This is a genomic window from Gluconobacter oxydans DSM 3504, assembly GCF_000583855.1.
Taxonomy (GTDB): Bacteria; Pseudomonadota; Alphaproteobacteria; order Acetobacterales; family Acetobacteraceae; genus Gluconobacter; species Gluconobacter oxydans.
This window is the reverse complement of sequence record NZ_CP004373.1, coordinates 34,553-53,511: the sequence shown is the minus strand read 5'-3', so window position 1 is coordinate 53,511 and position 18,959 is coordinate 34,553. Positions and strand designations below refer to the sequence as shown.

At 61.4% G+C, this 18,959-nt stretch carries 21 protein-coding genes and 2 tRNA genes; 18 read left to right on the top strand and 5 right to left on the bottom strand.

Translation table 11 applies throughout. The features are described from left to right. The first annotated feature begins 68 nt into the window (after window positions 1-68). Together GLS_RS00240 and GLS_RS00235 are read left to right on the top strand one after the other, a co-directional pair. Window positions 69-383, top strand: coding sequence for a BolA family protein (locus GLS_RS00240; RefSeq protein WP_052327394.1), 315 nt, complete (start codon window positions 69-71; stop codon window positions 381-383). Further along, on the top strand, window positions 380-973 hold the full coding sequence (locus GLS_RS00235; RefSeq protein WP_041110442.1) for a LolA family protein: 594 nt from the start codon (window positions 380-382) through the stop codon (window positions 971-973). Before GLS_RS00240 ends, GLS_RS00235 begins: the two co-directional genes overlap by 4 nt. Here the strand turns inward: GLS_RS00235 and lipB are convergent. After that, window positions 954-1,655, bottom strand: coding sequence for a lipoyl(octanoyl) transferase LipB (gene lipB / locus GLS_RS00230; RefSeq protein WP_405002420.1), 702 nt, complete (start codon window positions 1,653-1,655; stop codon window positions 954-956). The two genes, GLS_RS00235 and lipB, sit on opposite strands and share 20 nt — an antisense overlap. Before the next feature lie 59 nt (window positions 1,656-1,714). Between lipB and GLS_RS00225 the strand changes: the two genes are divergently transcribed. The 8 genes from GLS_RS00225 (at window position 1,715) to GLS_RS00195 (ending at window position 7,413) form a co-directional block, all read left to right on the top strand. Continuing rightward, window positions 1,715-1,800 (top strand) — tRNA-Leu (locus tag GLS_RS00225). 209 nt (window positions 1,801-2,009) lie between these two features. Continuing rightward, window positions 2,010-2,894, top strand: a complete 885-nt coding sequence (gene galU / locus GLS_RS00220; RefSeq protein WP_041110438.1) for a UTP--glucose-1-phosphate uridylyltransferase GalU — start codon at window positions 2,010-2,012, stop codon at window positions 2,892-2,894. After that, window positions 2,894-4,300, top strand: a complete 1,407-nt coding sequence (pgmG, locus tag GLS_RS00215) for a phosphoglucomutase/phosphomannomutase PgmG (RefSeq protein ID WP_041110436.1) — start codon at window positions 2,894-2,896, stop codon at window positions 4,298-4,300. The genes galU and pgmG overlap by 1 nt, the downstream gene beginning before the upstream one ends. Before the next feature lie 30 nt (window positions 4,301-4,330). After that, the gene (locus GLS_RS13020) at window positions 4,331-4,525 is read left to right on the top strand and encodes a DUF3553 domain-containing protein (protein WP_062449727.1); all 195 of its coding nucleotides are present in this window, start codon (window positions 4,331-4,333) and stop codon (window positions 4,523-4,525) included. Next, entirely contained in the window at window positions 4,522-5,292 is a 771-nt protein-coding gene (locus GLS_RS00210; protein ID WP_226986594.1) for a ComF family protein, read from the top strand. The genes GLS_RS13020 and GLS_RS00210 overlap by 4 nt, the downstream gene beginning before the upstream one ends. Before the next feature lie 7 nt (window positions 5,293-5,299). Continuing rightward, entirely contained in the window at window positions 5,300-5,557 is a 258-nt protein-coding gene (grxC, locus tag GLS_RS00205; RefSeq protein ID WP_011251643.1) for a glutaredoxin 3, read from the top strand. Then, window positions 5,558-6,046, top strand: a complete 489-nt coding sequence (locus tag GLS_RS00200; protein WP_041110433.1) for a DUF2147 domain-containing protein — start codon at window positions 5,558-5,560, stop codon at window positions 6,044-6,046. It abuts the gene before it with no gap. 95 nt (window positions 6,047-6,141) lie between these two features. After that, window positions 6,142-7,413: a lactonase family protein gene (locus GLS_RS00195; RefSeq protein WP_041110431.1), complete on the top strand. Its 1,272-nt coding sequence runs from the start codon at window positions 6,142-6,144 to the stop codon at window positions 7,411-7,413. Window positions 7,414-7,477: 64 nt separating this feature from the next. On the opposite strand, the gene ubiG is transcribed toward GLS_RS00195, so the two are convergent. Continuing rightward, window positions 7,478-8,233, bottom strand: coding sequence for a bifunctional 2-polyprenyl-6-hydroxyphenol methylase/3-demethylubiquinol 3-O-methyltransferase UbiG (ubiG, locus tag GLS_RS00190; protein WP_041110429.1), 756 nt, complete (start codon window positions 8,231-8,233; stop codon window positions 7,478-7,480). A gap of 174 nt (window positions 8,234-8,407) precedes the next feature. Between ubiG and GLS_RS00185 the strand changes: the two genes are divergently transcribed. The 6 genes from GLS_RS00185 to prfA all read left to right on the top strand — a co-directional run bounded on the left by GLS_RS00185 (window position 8,408) and on the right by prfA (window position 15,630). Beyond that, complete coding sequence (locus GLS_RS00185) at window positions 8,408-9,733, top strand: aspartate kinase (protein ID WP_024717303.1); 1,326 nt, start codon at window positions 8,408-8,410, stop codon at window positions 9,731-9,733. Continuing rightward, window positions 9,730-10,773, top strand: a complete 1,044-nt coding sequence (locus tag GLS_RS00180; protein ID WP_041110425.1) for an NAD(P)H-dependent flavin oxidoreductase — start codon at window positions 9,730-9,732, stop codon at window positions 10,771-10,773. Before GLS_RS00185 ends, GLS_RS00180 begins: the two co-directional genes overlap by 4 nt. 14 nt (window positions 10,774-10,787) lie before the next feature. Next, window positions 10,788-12,080, top strand: coding sequence for a helix-turn-helix domain-containing protein (locus GLS_RS00175; protein ID WP_041110423.1), 1,293 nt, complete (start codon window positions 10,788-10,790; stop codon window positions 12,078-12,080). 91 nt (window positions 12,081-12,171) lie between these two features. Next, window positions 12,172-13,317, top strand: a complete 1,146-nt coding sequence (gene ispG / locus GLS_RS00170; protein ID WP_041110421.1) for a flavodoxin-dependent (E)-4-hydroxy-3-methylbut-2-enyl-diphosphate synthase — start codon at window positions 12,172-12,174, stop codon at window positions 13,315-13,317. Next, window positions 13,317-14,564, top strand: coding sequence for a histidine--tRNA ligase (hisS, locus tag GLS_RS00165; protein ID WP_041110419.1), 1,248 nt, complete (start codon window positions 13,317-13,319; stop codon window positions 14,562-14,564). Before ispG ends, hisS begins: the two co-directional genes overlap by 1 nt. A 4-nt stretch (window positions 14,565-14,568) precedes the next feature. After that, window positions 14,569-15,630 carry a peptide chain release factor 1 gene (gene prfA / locus GLS_RS00160; protein WP_041110417.1) on the top strand — a complete coding sequence of 354 codons (1,062 nt, stop codon included), beginning with the start codon at window positions 14,569-14,571 and terminating at the stop codon, window positions 15,628-15,630. Between the two features lie 3 nt (window positions 15,631-15,633). On the opposite strand, the gene GLS_RS00155 is transcribed toward prfA, so the two are convergent. Then, window positions 15,634-16,104, bottom strand: a complete 471-nt coding sequence (locus GLS_RS00155) for a hypothetical protein (protein WP_011251633.1) — start codon at window positions 16,102-16,104, stop codon at window positions 15,634-15,636. 30 nt (window positions 16,105-16,134) lie between these two features. On the opposite strand from GLS_RS00155, the gene prmC reads away from it, so the two are divergent. Then, the gene (gene prmC, locus GLS_RS00150; protein WP_041112516.1) at window positions 16,135-16,980 is read left to right on the top strand and encodes a peptide chain release factor N(5)-glutamine methyltransferase; all 846 of its coding nucleotides are present in this window, start codon (window positions 16,135-16,137) and stop codon (window positions 16,978-16,980) included. A gap of 264 nt (window positions 16,981-17,244) precedes the next feature. Next, on the top strand, window positions 17,245-17,703 hold the full coding sequence (locus GLS_RS00145; protein ID WP_024717305.1) for a DUF4167 domain-containing protein: 459 nt from the start codon (window positions 17,245-17,247) through the stop codon (window positions 17,701-17,703). Between the two features lie 61 nt (window positions 17,704-17,764). Here GLS_RS00145 and GLS_RS00140 read toward each other — a convergent pair whose 3' ends face one another. After that, window positions 17,765-18,634 carry a glycosyltransferase family 2 protein gene (locus GLS_RS00140; RefSeq protein WP_193363828.1) on the bottom strand — a complete coding sequence of 290 codons (870 nt, stop codon included), beginning with the start codon at window positions 18,632-18,634 and terminating at the stop codon, window positions 17,765-17,767. A 76-nt stretch (window positions 18,635-18,710) separates the two neighbouring features. After that, window positions 18,711-18,785 (bottom strand) — tRNA-Met (locus GLS_RS00135). Between the last annotated feature and the right edge of the window lie 174 nt (window positions 18,786-18,959).

The window sequence follows — 18,959 nt, the reverse complement described above, 5'->3', positions numbered from 1 at the left end:
GTGTCTGATATGGGCAATCACAGCCGCACGATGCAAGCGGCCATTCCTCCAGCTGGACGATTTTCATCATGTCTGAAACAGCTTCACGCTCTTCCACGCCGCACTCCACCCGACGGGAACGGATCGAGGCGATCCTTCGACGGGAACTGTTGCCCACGACGCTCGAGATCCAGGATGACAGCGCCCGTCATGCGCATCATGCTGGTGCGAAGGCTCTTGGGGGCGGTGGGGAGACGCATTTCAATGTCGCCATCACCAGTGCGCGGTTTGATGGACTGAACCGGGTGGCGCGCCATCGGCTGGTCAATGGTCTGCTGGCTGAGGAGTTCAGCTCCGGACTGCATGCGCTGTCCCTGGTTCTGCAGGGAGAGAAAACCCCATGAAACGTGCTCTGCTGGCCCTCCTTCTGCTGTCAGGCTGTGCGACGGGTGGCTATGGCCACCTGCCTGCGGCCGAGCAGGACGACGTGCATCGTATCGAGGCCTATCTGAACGGTGTTCAGGGACTACAGGCCGCCTTCCTGCAACATGGGCCGGATGCCGGGGAGAGCGCGGGGCGTTTTTCCTATATTCCCGGGCATCTGAGGCTGGATTATGTGGCGCCGCATCCGATGGAACTCGTCGCGGGTGACGGGCACCTTGTGCTCGACGATCGGGCAACGGGCGCTGTCACGCATCTGTCGCTGCGTCACAATCCGCTCGGCCTGCTGCTGAAATATCCGATCCGGTTCGATGGTGACGTGCAGGTTACGGATGTGCGGCATGGGGACGGATCGCTGCAGATTTCGGTCGCGCAGGCGGATAATCCGTCCCAGGGGCTGCTGACGATCCAGTTTTCGGACGTGAACGGTCAGCTCGGTTTGATCGGGTTGCAGGGCGTGGATGCCCGACAGCATCATTTCGGGGTGGAGCTTTCCGCTGTGCAGCAGGGCGTGGCGATCGCCCCGTCCGTCTTCACGCCGCCCGCGGGATAGAGCTGAACCGTCCTGGCCATGCAGCGGCGAGGGCGTCATCGAGATCCGCCATCGTCAGGCTGCTGTCGAATCGCTGGAGACTGGTGACGCCGAATTCGCGGATGCCGCAGGGCACGATTCCATCGAAATCGGTCAGATCGGGACTGACATTGATCGAAACGCCATGCCAGCTGACCCACCGGCTGACGCGGATGCCCAGCGCCCCGATCTTGGCTTCCAGCCCTGTGAGGGGATCGATCGTCCAGACGCCGATCCGGCCTTCGCGGGTAAAGGCCGTGACGCCGAGCCGGGCGAGGGCGTCAGTCATCCAGCCTTCCAGTCCCGCGACAAAAGCGCGCAGGTCGCGGGGCGGGACGGTGCCGTTGGGCTTCGTCAGATCCATCATGACATAACCGAGCCTCTGTCCCGGTCCGTGATAGGTCCACTGGCCGCCGCGTCCGGCGGAATAGGTCGGGTAGCCGTGAGGATTATAGAGGTCCGCGTCTTTGGCGGAGGTGCCTGCCGTAAAGACGGGAGGATGCTCGACAAGCCAGACCAGCGGTTCTGCTGTGCCCTGATGAATGGCCCGCGCACGCTCCTCCATGAAGGTCAGGGCCTCGGGGTAGGGGGTCAGTCCCGGGGAGGATTTCCACAAAATTTCTTCACAAATCTCATTTCGGGTCATTGCCCTCGTTTTCGGCATCAGCTATAGCCCCTTCCACACCGGACGGTCATGCACGAAGCAGGGTCGTTTGTCACGGGGCGGCCGTGGCGGAATGGTAGACGCGCAAGCTTGAGGTGCTTGTGGGGGCAACCCCGTGGAAGTTCGAGTCTTCTCGGCCGCACCACTGACATTCAGATGTCGGTGTATCCCAGTAAAAATCAGACATCATGAAATAAACCCCGCAGGGGAGCGAAGCGTTTCCCTACTGGTCTCCGGTCTGTGCCATTTTGTTGCCAGACTGCTGAGACAGGGTTATTCCTTGTTGCGTCCTTGAGAGCGTCTGACCTTGTGGTTCGGCGGTCGGGCGTTATTTCGGCTGATGTGTGAGGTTTCGTGATCAAGCCACTGAAAAAAGCTGTCCTTCCTGTTGCCGGTCTCGGAACGCGGTTCCTGCCTGCGACCAAGGCCATGCCGAAGGAAATGCTTCCTGTCGTCGATAAGCCGCTGATCCAGTACGCGATCGATGAAGCCCGCGAAGCCGGGATTGAAGAATTCTGTCTGGTGACCGGTCGTGGCAAAGACAGCCTGATCGATTATTTCGACATTGCCTACGAACTTGAAGCAACGCTCAAGGAGCGGGGCAAGAAGAGCGCACTTGATGCGCTTGCACCCAGCAGTGTGCAGGCAGGTTCCCTCGTGGCTGTGCGACAGCAGGAGCCGCTGGGTCTGGGTCATGCGATCTGGTGTGCACGTTCGTTCATCGGAGATGATCCGTTCGCCATTCTCCTGCCGGACGATATCGTCAAGGGACGCAGCTGCATCGGTCAGCTGGTCGAGGCCTACAACCAGACCGGCGGCAATGTCGTGGCAGTCACGGAAGTTCCGTCCGAGCATACGAACCGCTACGGCATCCTCGACGTCGGCAGCGATGACGGCAAGCTGGTCGAAGTCAAGGGGCTGGTTGAAAAGCCGGCTCCGGAAGATGCCCCTTCGAACCTGTCCATCATCGGTCGCTATGTGCTGACGCCGGACGTCATGAAGTATCTGGCGAAGCTGGAGCGTGGCGCGGGCAATGAAGTCCAGCTGACGGATGCGATGGCCAAGACGATCGGCGAAGTGCCGTTCCATGGTCTGCGCTACGAAGGTACGCGCTATGACTGCGGCGACAAGGCCGGGTTCCTCGAAGCCCAGATCGCCTTCTCGATCGACCGCGAGGATCTTGGCGGGTCCGTGAAGGCGTTCCTCAAGAAGTACAAGCAGTATGTGGATGCGCCCTGATGCCATTCCGGCATGATTTCGATCCGACGAGCCTGCGGGAATATGATATCCGCGGGATCGTCGGAAAGACGCTGCATCCGGCCGACGCGTTCGCCATTGGTCGCACATTTGCGAGTATGGTGATCCGCGCCGGTGGGAAGCGGATTGTGGTCGGATATGACGGCCGTCTGTCTTCGCCGGCGCTGGAGGAGGCGCTGGTCCGGGGCGCCGTCGAATCCGGAGCGCAGGTGACGCGGATCGGATGTGGGCCGACGCCCATGCTCTATTTCGCCTCCGTGGCGGATAGGGCCGATGGTGCCGTCATGGTCACGGGGAGCCATAATCCACCCGATTACAACGGCTTCAAGATGATGATGGGCGGCAAGCCGTTTTACGGCGACCAGATCCGCGAACTGGGCCGTCTGTCCGCATCCGGCGACGTTCTTCCTGCGACGAACGGAACTGCGACTAAAATCGATATTTCCGACCGTTATATTGACCGGCTTGTACAGGATTACGATGGGATCCGGCCACTGCGGGTCGTCTGGGACAATGGTAATTCCGCAGCTGGCGCCGTGCTCAGCCGTCTGGTCGAGCGTCTTCCGGGCGAGCATACGGTTTTGTTCGGAGAGATCGACGGGCATTTCCCGAACCATCATCCCGATCCGACGGTCGAGAAAAATCTTCAGGACCTGATCCGCGTTGTGGACGAAAAGCAGGCCGATCTGGGGATTGCCTTTGATGGTGACGCGGACCGGATCGGTATTGTCGACAATCGCGGCCAGATCTTCTGGGGTGACCAGATGCTGGTTCTGCTGGCGCAGGACGTTCTGAGCCGTCATCCGGGGGCTACGATCATCGCGGATGTGAAAGCCAGCCAGATCCTCTTCGACGAGATCGCAAAGGCCGGTGGACAGCCGCTGATGTGGAAGACGGGCCATTCGCTCATCAAGACCAAGATGGCTGAAACCGGCTCGCCGCTGGCGGGCGAGATGTCCGGGCATATCTTCTTTGCCGACAAGTGGTACGGTTTTGATGATGCGCTTTATGCTGCCGTGCGGGTTCTGGGGATTGTCTCGCGTCTGCCGGGGCCGCTTTCGGATTTCCGCGACAGTCTGCCGGTGACGGTTACGACGCCGGAGCTGCGCTTCAACTGCGATGACAAACGCAAGTTCGAGGTCATCACGGAAGTGGCCGACCGTCTGCGGAAAGAGGGCGCGGACGTGTCCGAAATTGACGGTGTCCGCGTCAATACGCCCGATGGCTGGTGGCTGCTTCGTGCTTCCAACACCCAGGCCGTTCTGGTGGCCCGGGCGGAAGCGCGTGACGACGCCGGGCTTGATCGTCTGAAGGCAGCGCTGGCGGCACAGCTTGAGGCTTCCGGTCTCGAGGCGCCTGATTTCTCCGGCGAGAATGCAGGGCACTGACATGGAACGGGTTCCGGTCTTCTGGCAGGTCTGTCAGTGACCGGGCCCTTTCAGTCCTTTCTTGAGCCAGGACAGATTGTCCAGCATCCCGATCACCCCGAATGGGGCTGGGGCCAGGTCCAGTCGGCTGTGGGAGAGCGGGTGACCGTCAATTTCCAGCATCAGGGCAAGGTCCTGATCGACGCATCCCGAATCACGCTCAAACTGATACCGCGCACAGGGTGAAACGGCTTCTGACCCGCAGCGCGCGCGTTGTTCTGGATACGCTTCTGCCGCCGACCTGTGCGGCCTGCGGGACGGAAGTCATGACGGAAGGTGCGTTCTGCGGCACGTGTTTCCAGGCCGCTCACCGGATTGTTTCTCCCAGCTGTCACCGTTGTGGTGTTCCATTGGAAAACGAGGGCCTGGGCGGTCCTCAGAGCTGCTGTGCGGCCTGTCAGGCCCATCCGCCGGTCTGGCGTTCGGCGCGGGCGGCTTTCGTTTACGATACGTGGTCGCGGCGCCTGATCCTGCCGCTGAAATATTCTGATCATACTGAAAATGCAGCCGTTCTAGGCCGCCAGATGGCATCGGCCGCTGAGGATATGCTGCGGAACGTCACGCTTGTTGTGCCCGTTCCGCTGTATCGCACCCGTTTGTGGAAACGGCGTTACAATCAGGCCGCCCTGATGGCGCAGGGCGTTTCACGGCTTGCGGGTCTGCCCTGTGTGGTGGATGCTCTTCAGCGTGTCCGCTCCACGCGCGCGCTGGCCCGCCTGTCTGCCGGGGAGCGTGAGCGCGAGATGGAACATGCTGTTCGGGTGAGGAAAGGACGTGGAGCGCGGATAGAGGGACAGGCCATTCTGCTTGTGGATGACGTGCTGACGACAGGGTCTACGGCATCGGCCTGCACGATGGCTCTGATGAAGGCCGGTGCGGCGAGCGTGGATATTTTGGTTGCAGCGCGGACCGGGAGAGTGGATGAACAGAACCCGCGCTTTGTCCAGGAATGAGGATCCTATGTCGAAAGTCGAGATTTATACCCAGCCTGGATGTCCTTACTGCGTGCATGCCGTCAGCCTGCTGCGCTCCAAGGGGATAGAGTTTCAGGAAATCAACGCGCCTCACGGATCGGCCGAGCGCGAGGAGTCCATCCGTCGGTCCGGTCGCCGGACCGTGCCGCAGACCTTTGTGGACGGTAAGGGGCTGGGAGGCTGTGATGACCTGATGGCGCTTGATCGTGCGGGGCGTCTCGATGCCCTGCTGGGCAAGGTCTGAATGCGGGGAGCAGGCTTTTTCGCGGCTGTCCTGCTGGCTGTGTCATCACTTTCCTGTGTCCCGGCACAGGCGCAGACATCCGCTTCAGCAGGTGCGGCTCCTTCGGATATTCCCGAAGAGGGGCTGTGGCTGTCCGAGGAGCATGACGGCCTGTTTTCCATTGAGCCCTGCGGTCACATGCTCTGCGGGCAGCTGATTGGCATGGCTTATGATGGGGCTGTTCCAAAGGATGTCTGGGGGCGGTCGCAGTGTGGAATCCGTATGCTGACAGACTTTGTCCCAATTGAGGACCGCAAGTGGCAGGGTCATATTCTTGATCCGCGGACCGGACGGGTCTATCAGGCGCGGATATGGGTGTCTGAGCCCAATGTCCTGAAACTGCGCGGATTCGTTCTGGGAATGCCCCTTCTGGGGGAAACCCAGACCTGGACCCGCTATGCTGGTCCACCCGTGGGGCCGCAATGCAAACTGCCGAAGGACGCCCACTGAACCAGTGGCCGGGAAACCGGTATCGGGGTCGGGAATGCGTCTTTTCCTGGTAGCGGGCGTTATCCCTGCCATACTGAAAGGAATGCAGATCCATCATGTCCCACCCTGTTTCCCGCCGTAATTTTGCGGTCGGACTGGTTGCCGGCGTTGCTGCGGCCGGCACTGGTGTCGCCGGGGCCGCTGACCCTGAAAAGGCAGTTCCGACACCTCCGCCACCGCCGAAGCCGGTTGCAAAGACGATCTGTTTCGTCGGCGGATATACGAAACATGGGCCGCCGGGAGGTGGAACCGGGAACGGGCAGGGGATCTCCGTTTTCGATATGGATCGCGATACGGGCGTTCTGACGCCGATCACGACCTTCACGGATATCGCCAGCCCGTCTTTCCTTGCGATTTCGAAGGACCAGCGCTTCCTGTACGCGCTGAGCGAGATTGACGATTTCAACAAGGATGGGGATGGCTCCGTCACGGCATTTGCGATCGATCCCAAAACAGGTTCGCTGCGCAAGCTGAACGTTGTCAGCTCGAAAGGTGCCGTACCGGCTCATCTGAGCATCCACCATTCGGGTCGCTACGTGTTGGTTGCCAACTATGTGGGTGGTTGCGTTGCCGTTCTGCCGATCCGCTCGGACGGATCGCTGGGTGAGGCCTCGGACGTCGTGCACAATACGGGGCCGCGCCAGCCGGAGCGGGCTTCGGACAATCCGCAGGGCAATTTCGCCGTGTCCGATCATTCGGGTTCACACCCGCACATGATCCATTCAGACCCGAGCGGCAAGTTCGTGCTGGCGGATGATGCGGGCTTGGACCGCGTCTATGTCTGGACGCTGAACATCGACACCGGCAAGCTGATCCCGGCCAAGACGCCCTATTACGATATGGAACCGGGCTCGGCGCCGCGTCACTTCCAGTTCAATCATTCCGGCCGCATCCTGTACAATCTGTGCGAGCAAGATTCGAAGGTTGTCGTTTCCAATTTCGACCCGGCAACGGGCGCGATCAGCGACATTCAGACCGTCAGCACGGTGACGTCGCATTTCCGGGGTTCGACGCTTGCAGCGGAAATCCTGATCTCGGCCAGTGGCAAGTTCGTCTATGTCTCCAACCGTCTGGGTGATTCGCTGGCCGTGTTCGCCATCGGCGCGGACGGGACCCTGACCCTTCAGGACGAGGTCTGGATGCATGCGGATTACGGCCGCGCGCTGATGTTCGATCCGTCCGGAGCGTTTCTGTTCTGCGCCAACCAGCGCTCGGATGCCGTGACCTCTTTCAAGGTGGACAAGAAGACGGGCGAAATTGCGTTTACGAACAATTTCACGCCGGTCGGCAGCCCGACGACCTTTGCGTTCATGAACACGCAGGTCTGATCGAGCACTAATCCGAAAAGGGCGGTTGCAGCAGAATAATGCGCTGCAACCGCCTTTTTTTTGTTCAGTCCTTGCGGAAAATCGCGATGTAATTGATGCCGGTATCGCGGCTTTCGCGCCATTGGAACGGGAGGTAGCTCATTCCCGCGATGTCCAGCATGCGCAGGCCTGCGCGACGGGCCATGGCGGCGAGTTCGTCGGGTTTGATGAACTTCTTCCAGTCATGCGTGCCCACAGGCAACATCCGCAGCAGATATTCCGCGCCAAGCTTGGCGACGGCAAAAGAGCGCGGTGTCCGGTTCAGGGTGGATACGGCGACCATGCCTCCCGGTTTTGTCAGCGTGGCCAGCATGATCAGGAAGTCCTGCGGATCATTGACGTGTTCGATGACTTCCAGGGCGTTGACGACATCAAAGCGCGCGCCTTCCGCAACGAGATCTTCCGCGCTGCCATTGCGATAGGACAGGGAGGCTGCCTCTGGTGGCAGGGGATGGGCGCCCAGATGCGCTTCAGCCGCGCGGATGCCAGCCGCACTGGCATCGATTCCAAGTGTGTCGAAGCCGAGTTTGGCATAGGCCTCACTGGCCAGACCGGCACCGCAGCCGATATCGAGCAGGCTCAGAGGCCCGGAAGACGCCTTGCGCAGGGGGGCGACATGACGGCTGACCCATTCGGTGCGGAGCGGGTTCATGGCGTGCAGCGGGGCCATGGGGCCGCGCGGATTCCACCAGTCCTCGGCCAGGGCGCTGAAATGGGCGATTTCGGATTCCGATACGGATGAGCGTCTGGAATCCTGTCCCGGGGATGTTTCTGTGGGCATCAGAATTCTCCTTCTGTGTGCCTGTCTGCCGCACGTCATCTGGACGTGGCGGAGCGAGACGAGTATGTGGACCGGCAGAGTCTGTCCAGGTGCCGGGTGGTTTGCATGTCTTTGCCGTACCCGATGCCAGACCCGAGCGCGCAACGCCAGACACGTACTGGAGCCTTATCCGCGATGTCCATGCCCGATACTCCCGTCCACGACCAGGTTTCCGGTCGTGCCGATCCCCATGCCGCCATCAAGGGCGAAAGCGGGAAACGGAAGACGGTTGTCATGAAATTCGGCGGCACGTCCGTCGGGAATATCGAGCGCATCCGGAACGTTGCAAAACGCGTGAAAGCGGAACATGACCGCGGCCGCCGTGTGGCCGTCGTGGTCTCCGCCATGGCTGGTGTCACGAACCGGATGGTCGGATACTGCGCCGAGTTGGACCCGCTGGCCGATCCGAAAGAATACGATGCCGTTGTGGCCGCCGGCGAGCAGGTGACGAGCGGGCTCGTGTCCATCGCGCTTCAGGCGCTTGGTGTGAAAGCGCGGTCGTTTCAGGGCTGGCAGATCCCGCTCGTGACGGACGACGCACATGGCAAGGCCGCCATCGAGAGCGTGGACGGCACGGCGCTTCTGGCCTGTCTGGATGATGATGTCGTGCCCGTTGTGGCCGGCTTCCAGGGCGTCGGCCCCGATGGCCGCATCGCGACGCTGGGACGCGGAGGATCGGACACGTCCGCCGTGGCCGTCGCTGCTGCCATCAATGCTGATCAGTGTGATATTTATACCGATGTGGACGGGATCTACACGACCGATCCGCGCATCGTGAAACGCGCCAAGAAGCTGGATCGCATCACCTATGAGGAGATGCTTGAACTGGCTTCGGTAGGCGCCAAGGTACTTCAGACCCGCAGTGTCGGTCTCGCCATGCGCGAGGGTGTCCGTGTGCGGGTGCTGTCCTCGTTCGCCGAGACGGATGACGACAGCGGTTCGATTGTGGTTGATGAGGACGAGATCATGGAGAAGGAACTGGTTGCGGGGATTGCAAACTCGCATGACGAAGCGAAAATCTCCGTGCGGAACATTCCGGACCGTCCGGGCATTGCCGCCGCGATTTTCGATCCGCTGGCAGCCGCGAACATCAATGTTGACATGATCGTCCAGAGCGTCGGCGTGGACAACATGACGAACATGACCTTCACGGTCAGCAAGGCCGATGAGGCCGCTGCCCGCGCCGTGCTGGAGAAGGCCCGCGAATACGTACAGTATGGCGAACTGATCACGTCACACAACGTGGTGAAGATCAGCGTCGTGGGTATCGGCATGCGCTCGAATGCCGGTCTGGCCGCGCGGATGTTCCGCACGCTGGCCGACCGCGGCATCAATGTGCAGGTCATCTCCACGAGCGAGATCAAGATCTCCGTCCTGATCGATTCCGAATATACCGAACTGGCCATGCGCGCTCTGCACACGGCTTATGGCCTTGATGCCAAAGAGGGAGCCGACGCGTGAGCGAAACCCTGAACGCCCGCGCGACGCTGGACCGGCTGTGGAAGCCGGGTTGTGACTTCCTCGGGAGCGAAGTCGCCATCCTTGGCGGCGCCATGTCCTGGGTCAGCGAGCGGCATCTGGTTTCCGCGATTTCCAATGCCGGCGGATTCGGTGTCATTGCCTGTGGTGCGATGTCGCCCGAGCGTCTGGAAGAGGAAATCGTTGCCACGCAGGCGATGACGAAGCGCCCGTTCGGCGTGAACCTCATCACCATGCACCCCGAGCTGGACCGGCTGGTGGATGTCTGTCTGGCGCATGATGTCTCGCACATCGTGCTCGCAGGCGGCGTGCCGAACAGCGCCACGATCCGCAAGGTGCGCGATGGCGGGGCGAGGGCGATCGGTTTCGCTCCGGCTCTGGCTCTTGGCAAGCGTCTGGTGCGCATGGGCATTGAAGCTCTTGTGATCGAAGGTTCGGAAGCCGGCGGCCATGTCGGTCCGGTGTCGCTGACGGTTCTGGCGCAGGAAATCCTGCCGCATATCCGTGATGTTCCCGTGTTTGTTGCCGGTGGGCTGGGCCGTGGTGACGCGATCCTGTCCTATCTGGAACAGGGCGCGGCCGGTGCGCAGCTCGGAACGCTGTTTGCGGCGTCCGAAGAGAGCATCGCGCATGAGAACTTCAAGAAGGCCTTCCTGCGCGCCAATGCCCGCGATGCGGTGACGACCGTGCAGCTCGATGAGCTGTTCCCGGTCATCCCGGTGCGTGGTCTTTCGAACGAAGGGGGCCGGAACTTCGCGCGTCTTCAGGGTGAAGCACTCCGGAAGTTCCAGAGTGGCGAGCTGACCAAGGAAGAAGCCCAGCTCTCGATCGAGCATTACTGGGCCGGTGCCCTGCGTCGTGCCGTCATCGACGGTGACGTGGAGACGGGTTCGGTCATGGCTGGTCAGTCCGTGGGCATGGTCAAGGAAGTCCGTCCGGTCGCCGAAATCATCGCGACGCTGGTTGAGCAGGCCGTGGATGCCATCAAGCAGCGCGAAACCCGCATCCACGCGCCAAGCTAACGGATTGTCCGGTCATGTCCCCACCGTCCTCGAACCGCCCGTTTTCGCAACCTTCCGACCAGCCAAGTGTCGGAACGGTGCTGCGTGCGCGTCGCGAGGAACTCGGCTGGCGGCTTGAAGATGTCGCGGAATGGCTGCGAATCCGCCCGAAACTGCTGGCTGCCCTCGAGGCAGACGATCTGTCGAAGCTGCCTGGCGTGGCTTATGCGGTGGGATTTCTCCGCACCTATGCTCATGCCATGCAACTGGATGCGGATGCGCTGGTCGAGCGGTTCCGCCGTGACACGCGTGGCGCCGTAACCCGCAAGCCGGAGCTGGTTTTCCCGCAGCCTGAGGGTGATCGCGGGTTGCCGGTCGGTGTGCTGGTCGGGGCAGGGCTCGTGGTTGTGGTCGCAGCCTATGTGGGCTGGTATCGCTTTACGGAACATGACAACCCGGCCCAGAGGCAGGTCCCGGCTGTAGCGGAACTGATGCCAGGGGCTGCGACCCCTGCCATGACCTCTCCGCAGGTCGCCTCAGTGATGCCCGGACGTGCTCCGACGCCGGAGCCTCAGGCTCCCGTGACGGCGTCCTCTGTTCCCGCAGCGCCGGCACCGGCGGCCGCACCGACGCAGAATGCTCCGGCGGCCGCACCGACGCAGAATGCTCCGGCGCCGGATGTTCCTGCAGCGCCTTCAGTGGTACAACCCACGCCCTCGACGGTTGTACCATCTGTGGCTTCGCCGGCTTCGGATGACGATTCAGAGACGCCCCCGGCAGGCGAGGCCCCGCCTTCGCAGCAGACTGGAGCGATCGGTCAGCCTGCCACGGATCTGCCGCCGGCTGTACCCGAAGGAGCTGTTGTGCTCCGGGCGCTGGCTCCCGTCTGGACGCAGGTCAGGGATCGGGACGGGCATGTTCTCATGTCGCGTGTGATGCAGCCGGGTGAAAGCTGGCAGGGCGATCCCGCAGGCGCTCCGTTCCGGATGTCGTTCGGCAATGCTGGCGGTATCGTCCTGACCACGGCCGGGGCAACCAGTGCGCCGCTGGGGAAAGAAGGGCAGGTCCGCCGGAATGTCGAGGTGACGGCCGATGCCATCCGTTCCGGAGCATTCGGATCGGGGATCGCGCTGCCGGTGCAGCCCAATGCGCCGGTTCCCGTACCGGGAGCAACCGCTGCGCCGCTGGCAGTCGCGCCTGCGCCCCCCAGAGCACCGCCTGTTTCCGTTCCCCGGAAGGCGCCGGTCGCATCTGAAGTCTCGGCCGATGACCTCAATGCCCGGCAGCTTGAACATCAGCCGCTGGAACAATCGTCGCCATCGCATTAAACCCTTATATCCGTCAGGGGGGCTCAGTGCCCCTGAATACAGCCCACTGGGTCAGAGCTCCCGGTCCTTTCCGGGCACGAAGAGGTAAATCATGAGCAGCTACCGTCCCTATCAGCACATCGAGCGTCGCAAGTCGCGCCAGATCCATGTCGGCAAGGTTGCGGTCGGTGGTGATGCCCCGATCTCCGTGCAGACCATGACCAACACCCTGACATCCGATGCGCAGGCCACGATCGACCAGATCCGCCTGGCCGAGCTGGCTGGTGTGGATATCGTGCGCGTGTCCTGCCCGGACGAAGCCAGCACGGCTGCGCTGGCGGAGATCGTGCATGAAGTGAACGTCCCCATCGTTGCGGACATCCATTTCCACTACAAGCGCGCCATCGAAGCCGCCAAGGCCGGTGCGGCCTGCCTGCGAATCAATCCGGGCAATATCGGCAGCGCCGAGCGCGTGCGTGAAGTCGTCAACGCCGCCAAGGATTATGGCTGCTCCATCCGTATCGGCGTGAATGCCGGTTCGCTCGAAAAGCACCTGCTCGAAAAGTACGGTGAGCCCAACCCGGAAGCTCTGGTCGAGAGTGCTCTGGAACACGCGAAGATCCTCGAGGATCACGACTTCCACGAGTTCAAGATCAGCGTGAAGGCCTCGGACGTTTTCATGGCTGTTGCAGCCTATCAGCAGCTTGCGGATTGCTGTGACCACCCGCTGCATATCGGCATCACCGAAGCCGGCTCCAAGCGCGCGGGCACCGTGAAATCCTCCATCGGTCTGGGCAACCTGCTCTGGGCCGGCGTGGGTGACACGATGCGTGTTTCGCTTTCCGCCGCTCCGGAAGAAGAAGTGCTGGTCGGCTGGGATATCCTGAAGTCCCTCGGTCTGCGTCATCGCGGCGTGAAGATCATTTCCTGCCCGTCCTGTGCGCGTCAGGGTTTCAATGTCGTCGAGACGGTGCAGACGCTGGAAGATCGCCTGCAGCACATCAAGACGCCGCTGACGCTGTCCATCATCGGCTGCGTGGTGAATGGCCCGGGTGAGGCTCTGATGACCGATATCGGCGTGACCGGTGGTGGTAATGGCCGTCACATGGTCTATGCCGCAGGCCGTCAGGATCACACGATGCCGGCTGGCGACATGATCGAGCATATCGTCGAACTGGTGGAAAAGAAGGTTTCGGATATCGAGGCCGGCAAGGTCGAGGCCTCCACGGCCAAGCAGATGGACCCGGCAGCCAACTGATGTCAGGACTTCAGCCCCCACGCGGCACCCATGACCTCATTGGCGAGACCATGCGCCGTCACCACCATGTTGTGGAGACGGCCCGCAGGGTGCTGCGGACCTATGGTTTCGAGGAATGGAGCACACCTATATTCGAGGACACGCGCGTCTTTTCGCGCACGCTCGGCGAGACGTCCGATGTCGTGTCCAAGGAGATGTACACGTTCGAGGATCGTGGCGGTGAGAGCATCACCCTGCGCCCCGAAGGCACGGCGGCGATCTGCCGGGCACTGGTCACGAATGGCCTGACGCAGTCCCTGCCGCAGAAGGTGTTCTATCACGGGCCAATGTTCCGTTATGAGCGCCCGCAAAAGGGGCGTTACCGTCAGTTCCACCAGATCGGTGCGGAACTGATCGGGGCGGAAAGCCCGCTTCGGGATGCCGAGACGATTGCCATGGCGCAGGACATCCTGCGCGAGCTGGGTCTGGGCGATCATGTCACGCTGGAGCTCAACACGCTTGGCGATCTGGCCAGCCGTCAGGCCTGGCGTGAAGCGCTGGTGGCGTATTTCCGCGACCATGCGGATGCGCTGTCGGAAGAAAGCCGCGTCCGGCTTGAAGCCAATCCGCTGCGGATTCTGGACAGCAAGTCCGAGCAGGACCGCAAGCTGCTCGACGATGCTCCCGCATTTGCGGATTATCTGAACGATGAGTCCCGTCAGTTCTGGGACGGATTGCGCTCCAGCCTTCAGGCATTCGGCGTCGATTTCGTTGAAAACCCCCGCATCGTCCGCGGCCTTGATTACTACAGCCACACGGCGTTCGAGTTCGTGACCTCGAAGCTTGGCGCTCAGGGCACGGTGCTGGCTGGTGGCCGGTATGAAGGTCTTGTGGAGCAGATGGGTGGCCCGGCCATTCCCGCGATCGGCTGGGCTGGCGGGATTGAGCGTCTGGCGATGCTGCTGGATTCCGTCCCGGAACTTCCGGCCGGTATCGCGCTGGTGCCGATGGGAGACGAGGCCGTCCTCAAAGCCGCGTCTATTGCTCGCGCTCTGCGCTCTGCTGGTCTGCGGGCCGAAATCGAGACCCGTGGCAACATGAAGAAGCGCATGGAGCGTGTGGTGAAGTCCGGCGCGTCCCATGCGATCGTTCTGGGCGATGAGGAAATCGCCAAGAATATCGTGCAGCTTCGTGACCTCTCCAGCCGCGAGCAGCAGGAAGTGCCGGTTGCGGATCTGGTGCGGGTTCTGAGCGCAGGACGCACCTGAACACATGGCATTTGACGACAGGCTTGAGCGGATTGTCGCGCGTTCGGAGGAAGTCCAGGCCCTGATGTCTTCCGGCGAGCTGACGGGTGAGGACTTCACCCGTCTGTCGCAGGAATATGCCGAACTGGAGCCTGTGGTCGCCTCCATCCAGGCCTGGAAAAGTGCCGAGGAACAGAAAGCCGGGGCGCAGGCCCTGCTTGATGATCCGGAAATGCGTGAACTGGCCCAGATGGAGCTTGCGGAGATCGAGGCGACATTGCCCGATCTTCAGCATGCCCTGCGTCTGGCGCTTCTGCCGAAAGATGCGGCGGATGAACGCAGCGCCATCCTTGAAATCCGTCCCGCAGCGGGCGGCGATGAGGCGGGACTGTTCGCCGCGGAACTGTTCGATGCCTATCGCCGCTTTTCCGAACAGAATGGCTGGCGTTTTGAAGTCATGGAATATGCCGAGAACGAGGTGGCCGGCCTCAAGGAAGGCATGGCGACCATTTCCGGCCGGTCGGTTTTCGCGCGGCTGAAATACGAATCCGGTGTGCACCGGGTGCAGCGTGTTCCGGCGACGGAAAGTCAGGGACGGATTCATACGTCTACCGTGACCGTGGCCGTGCTTCCGGAAGCCGAAGAAGTCGATGTGACGGTCAATGACGATGATCTGCGGATCGACGTCTACCGCGCTTCGGGGGCGGGCGGCCAGCACGTCAACAAGACGGAAAGTGCGGTTCGCATTACACACATGCCCAGTGGCATTGTCGTAGCGATGCAGGAAGAGAAAAGCCAGCACAAGAACAAGGCCAAGGCCATGAAGATCCTGCGTGCCCGGCTCTATGAGCGGGAACGCGCGCAGCTTCATGCCACCCGGGCAGCCGACCGGAAATCACAGGTCGGGACGGGCGATCGTTCAGAGCGCATCCGGACGTATAATTTTCCGCAAGGGCGCGTGACGGATCATCGAATCAATCTGACGCTCTACAAGATCGACCGGATCATGGGCGGCGAGTTCGACGAGATCATTGATGCCCTGACCCGCGAAGAGCAGACGGAACTGCTTGCCGCCGAAGGGTTCTGAGCCTCAGGTATTGGGTGTCGCGCAGACGGCGGCGCGGCCATGGCGGTGTGTGGCAACAGCGGCATCGTCGTAGTCGACCAGAAAGAAATCGGTGAAGTTGTTGGTCCCCACCGCGTCGAGCGAATGGCCTTCGGGATGGTGGAGCTGGCCTTCGCTGCTGACCTGATGGGTTTCCTGATGGCCGTTATGGACGATGGTGATTTCGCCACACAGGGCATAATCTACATCGAAGCGGCCGACCGGAAGCGGGATCGTCTGCGTCTCATGGGCTTTGGACAGTCCCAGCCTGAAGGTCGCCACCAGATTGCCGTCCAGATAGAGGCGCGAGACTTCCGAAATTTCTTCGGGCGCGCGCTCGTCCGTCACGGTAAAGGACGGGGGCAGTTCCGTGGACAGTTCCGACTGGGCGTGAACTGGATTGAGCGTGCAGCCAAGCAGCAGGGCGGAATAGAGGAAGGCGCGTTTGGACTTCATGACACCAACTATAACAGGTTCGCTTGAATGATGATGGCCAAAGATGATCTTTTGCGCGAGGCCTCACAGGCGCTGGAGCAGGCCGGGATCGAGGATGCGCGCCGTGAAGCCCGGCTCCTGCTGTGCTGGGCGACAGGGCGTGATCTGGGCGGTCTGCTATCTCTGGACGGTGTAGAGCCTGCGCAGGAGCTGCGATTCGCAGAGGCCCTGAAGCGGCGTCTGGACCGGGAGCCTCTGGCGTTCATCACGGGAGAGACTAGCTTCTGGACGCTGGATCTGGAGACGGGACGTGACACGCTCATCCCCCGTGCCGACAGTGAAGCCCTGATCGAAGCTCTGCTGTATGTCTGTCCGGACCGCAATGCGCCGCTCTCCATTCTCGATCTTGGAACCGGAACAGGATGTCTGCTGCTGGCGGCCCTGTCCGAATATCCCCAGGCCACGGGTGTGGGCGTGGATCTGTCCCCGCAGGCCGCAGCACTGGCAAGGCGCAATGCCATCCGGGCCGGACTGGCGAAACGCAGTGCCTTTCTGGCCGGAAGCTGGGCGGATGCGCTGACGGGACGGTTCGATGTTGTCCTGTCCAACCCGCCGTATATTGAGAGCGGGGATCTGGCGGGGCTGATGCCCGAAGTTCTGCAGTATGAGCCAGCGCGGGCTCTGGATGGTGGCGCGGACGGGCTGGACGCCTATCGCATCCTGTGTGCTGCGTTGCCTGCGCTTCTGGTGCCGGGGGGATACGCGATCCTAGAAATGGGGATCGGGCAGATCGATGCGGTCTCCGCGCTGGGAGCGGCGAGCGGGCTGCGGGACGTGGCGCATAAGGCCGATCTGGGCGGCATCGAACGAGCCCTTGTCCTGCGATCGGACGGGTGAGGGCGGATCGTGACGAAAAACCGTTGGCTTGACTGACGGAACTTGGTATTGCTAAAGCCAATGCATGCGAATTGAGGGTGTTTTTGCCAGCACTGTCAGGCGCATCTTTGCCCATCGTTCATGTCATCATGCACTGACGATGGAAGACTGGCTGAGCTGGGTTCAGCCATAGCGGAACAGACAGACGTCTTTTTCGACAGCGGCGGTCGGACTTTCTGCAGTTGCAGAACGGTCCACGTCATCATGAAAGTGCATCACGGGTCGATGAATATGAAGCGCATAAGAGGCCGGCATCATCGTGCGGGTAGTGGGCCATCACGCAGCAGCAATGCCCAGACACCTCTGAACCGCAACCATGTGTTTGACAGTAACGGACCCGATCTGCGGGTCCGTGGTACGGCGCAGCAGCTGTTCGAGAAGTATCTCCAGCTGGGCCGCGACGCGACCGGAACTGGCGACCGCATTCTTGCAGAAGCCTATTTCCAGCACGCGGAGCATTATTTCCGTATTCTCAATGCCATGAACCAGGCTGCCGAGAAGAGCCAGCAGGAGCGCACCGAGCGTCAGCAGCAGCGCCAGCGCGCTTATGAAGACCGCCGGGAGCCGCGTGGCGAGCGTTCTGAAGAGGAGCAGCCCTCGCAGGAACAGGATGCCGAGCACAACGCCGAGCGTTCCTCGGAAGATGATCAGGATCATCGCACGGCTGAGGTCGAGGCAGACTGAAGCCCCGGTTCAGACAGATCAAAAAAAGCCGGCCCCGCAAAGGGCCGGCTTTTTTTGTGTCTCAGACCCGTCCTACGAACCGCTCGGGAACGCGCCACAGTTCCGTGCCGCTCAGATGGAGATCAAGGCGGTAGCGGTCATGTACCCGTGTCTGCGTGCTGTCCTCGACCTGCTGGCGCCACTGGCTCAGACGCTCGTCACGGTTATCGAGCGTGCAGTCCGTCCGGGGCAGTCCGGCCATGCTGCGCAGCATGTTCTCCCAATCCGTGTTTTCCAGACGCTGGTGGCGTCCGACCTCTTCGGAAATCCAGGGCTGCCTGCGGGTGCGTTCCAGCCGCTCCAGTCCCGATGTCAGATCCGCATAGCGGAGATGGAACAGGAAAAGTGGGGTCGCAAGAGTGGGGACGGCCTCCTCGCAGCAGTGAAAACCCGGAGCCCATGTAATGGGAATGCGGGTCAGGACCGGTTTGCACATCGCACTGGAAAAGCGGAGATGGCGGCGCTGAAGGGAGAAGGGGCGGCTGTAGTCGAACGGTGCTTCCTCGTCCGGGATATGAATGACGTCAAAGCCTGTGGCGGTGACAACCGGGGAGCGGTTCAGGAGCGCGAATTCCGTCAGGGAAGGGACAAAAGCCGGGTCCGCGAGCAGGATTTCGTCCACGTCCGTATAGATGACGCTGTCATACCATTCGAGCAGGCTGTCGCAGAATTTTCCGATGGCGCGGGTGCGGCGTTCATCGTCCTGTGGGGAGCGGGGGATCCGCACGACGTTCACCTGCCCCAGATGTTCTGTCGAGCCATCATCCGATCCGTGATCGATCACGTAGCAGGCGGCTTCTCCGACTTGGGCACCATAATGACGGCGCCAGAGCTGAAGATGTTCCGGCTCGTTATAGACCATCGTCACGACGGCGAGGGGTTTCTTGATCATGCCGGGCAGAATACAGAAAACGTTCCCGCACAGCAGGGCATAACCGCAATGAATTTTCTGTTTTCGGGAAAAGGGATGGTAGCGGTGGACGGATTTGAACCGCCGACCAAGGGATTATGATTCCCCTGCTCTACCACTGAGCTACACCGCCATCCGGCCGGGGTTAACCGGCGTTGTCGCGGGGTTTTAAGGGGGATCTTTCAGGGTGTCAACACGTTAGTCCCGGGAAAATAAGATGTTTTTACGGGTCGCATTGTCCGGGGTGCCCGTGGCATTTGAGGTATCACGGTTTTCCAATCCATTTGGCCTCTTTCAGGCCCGCAAT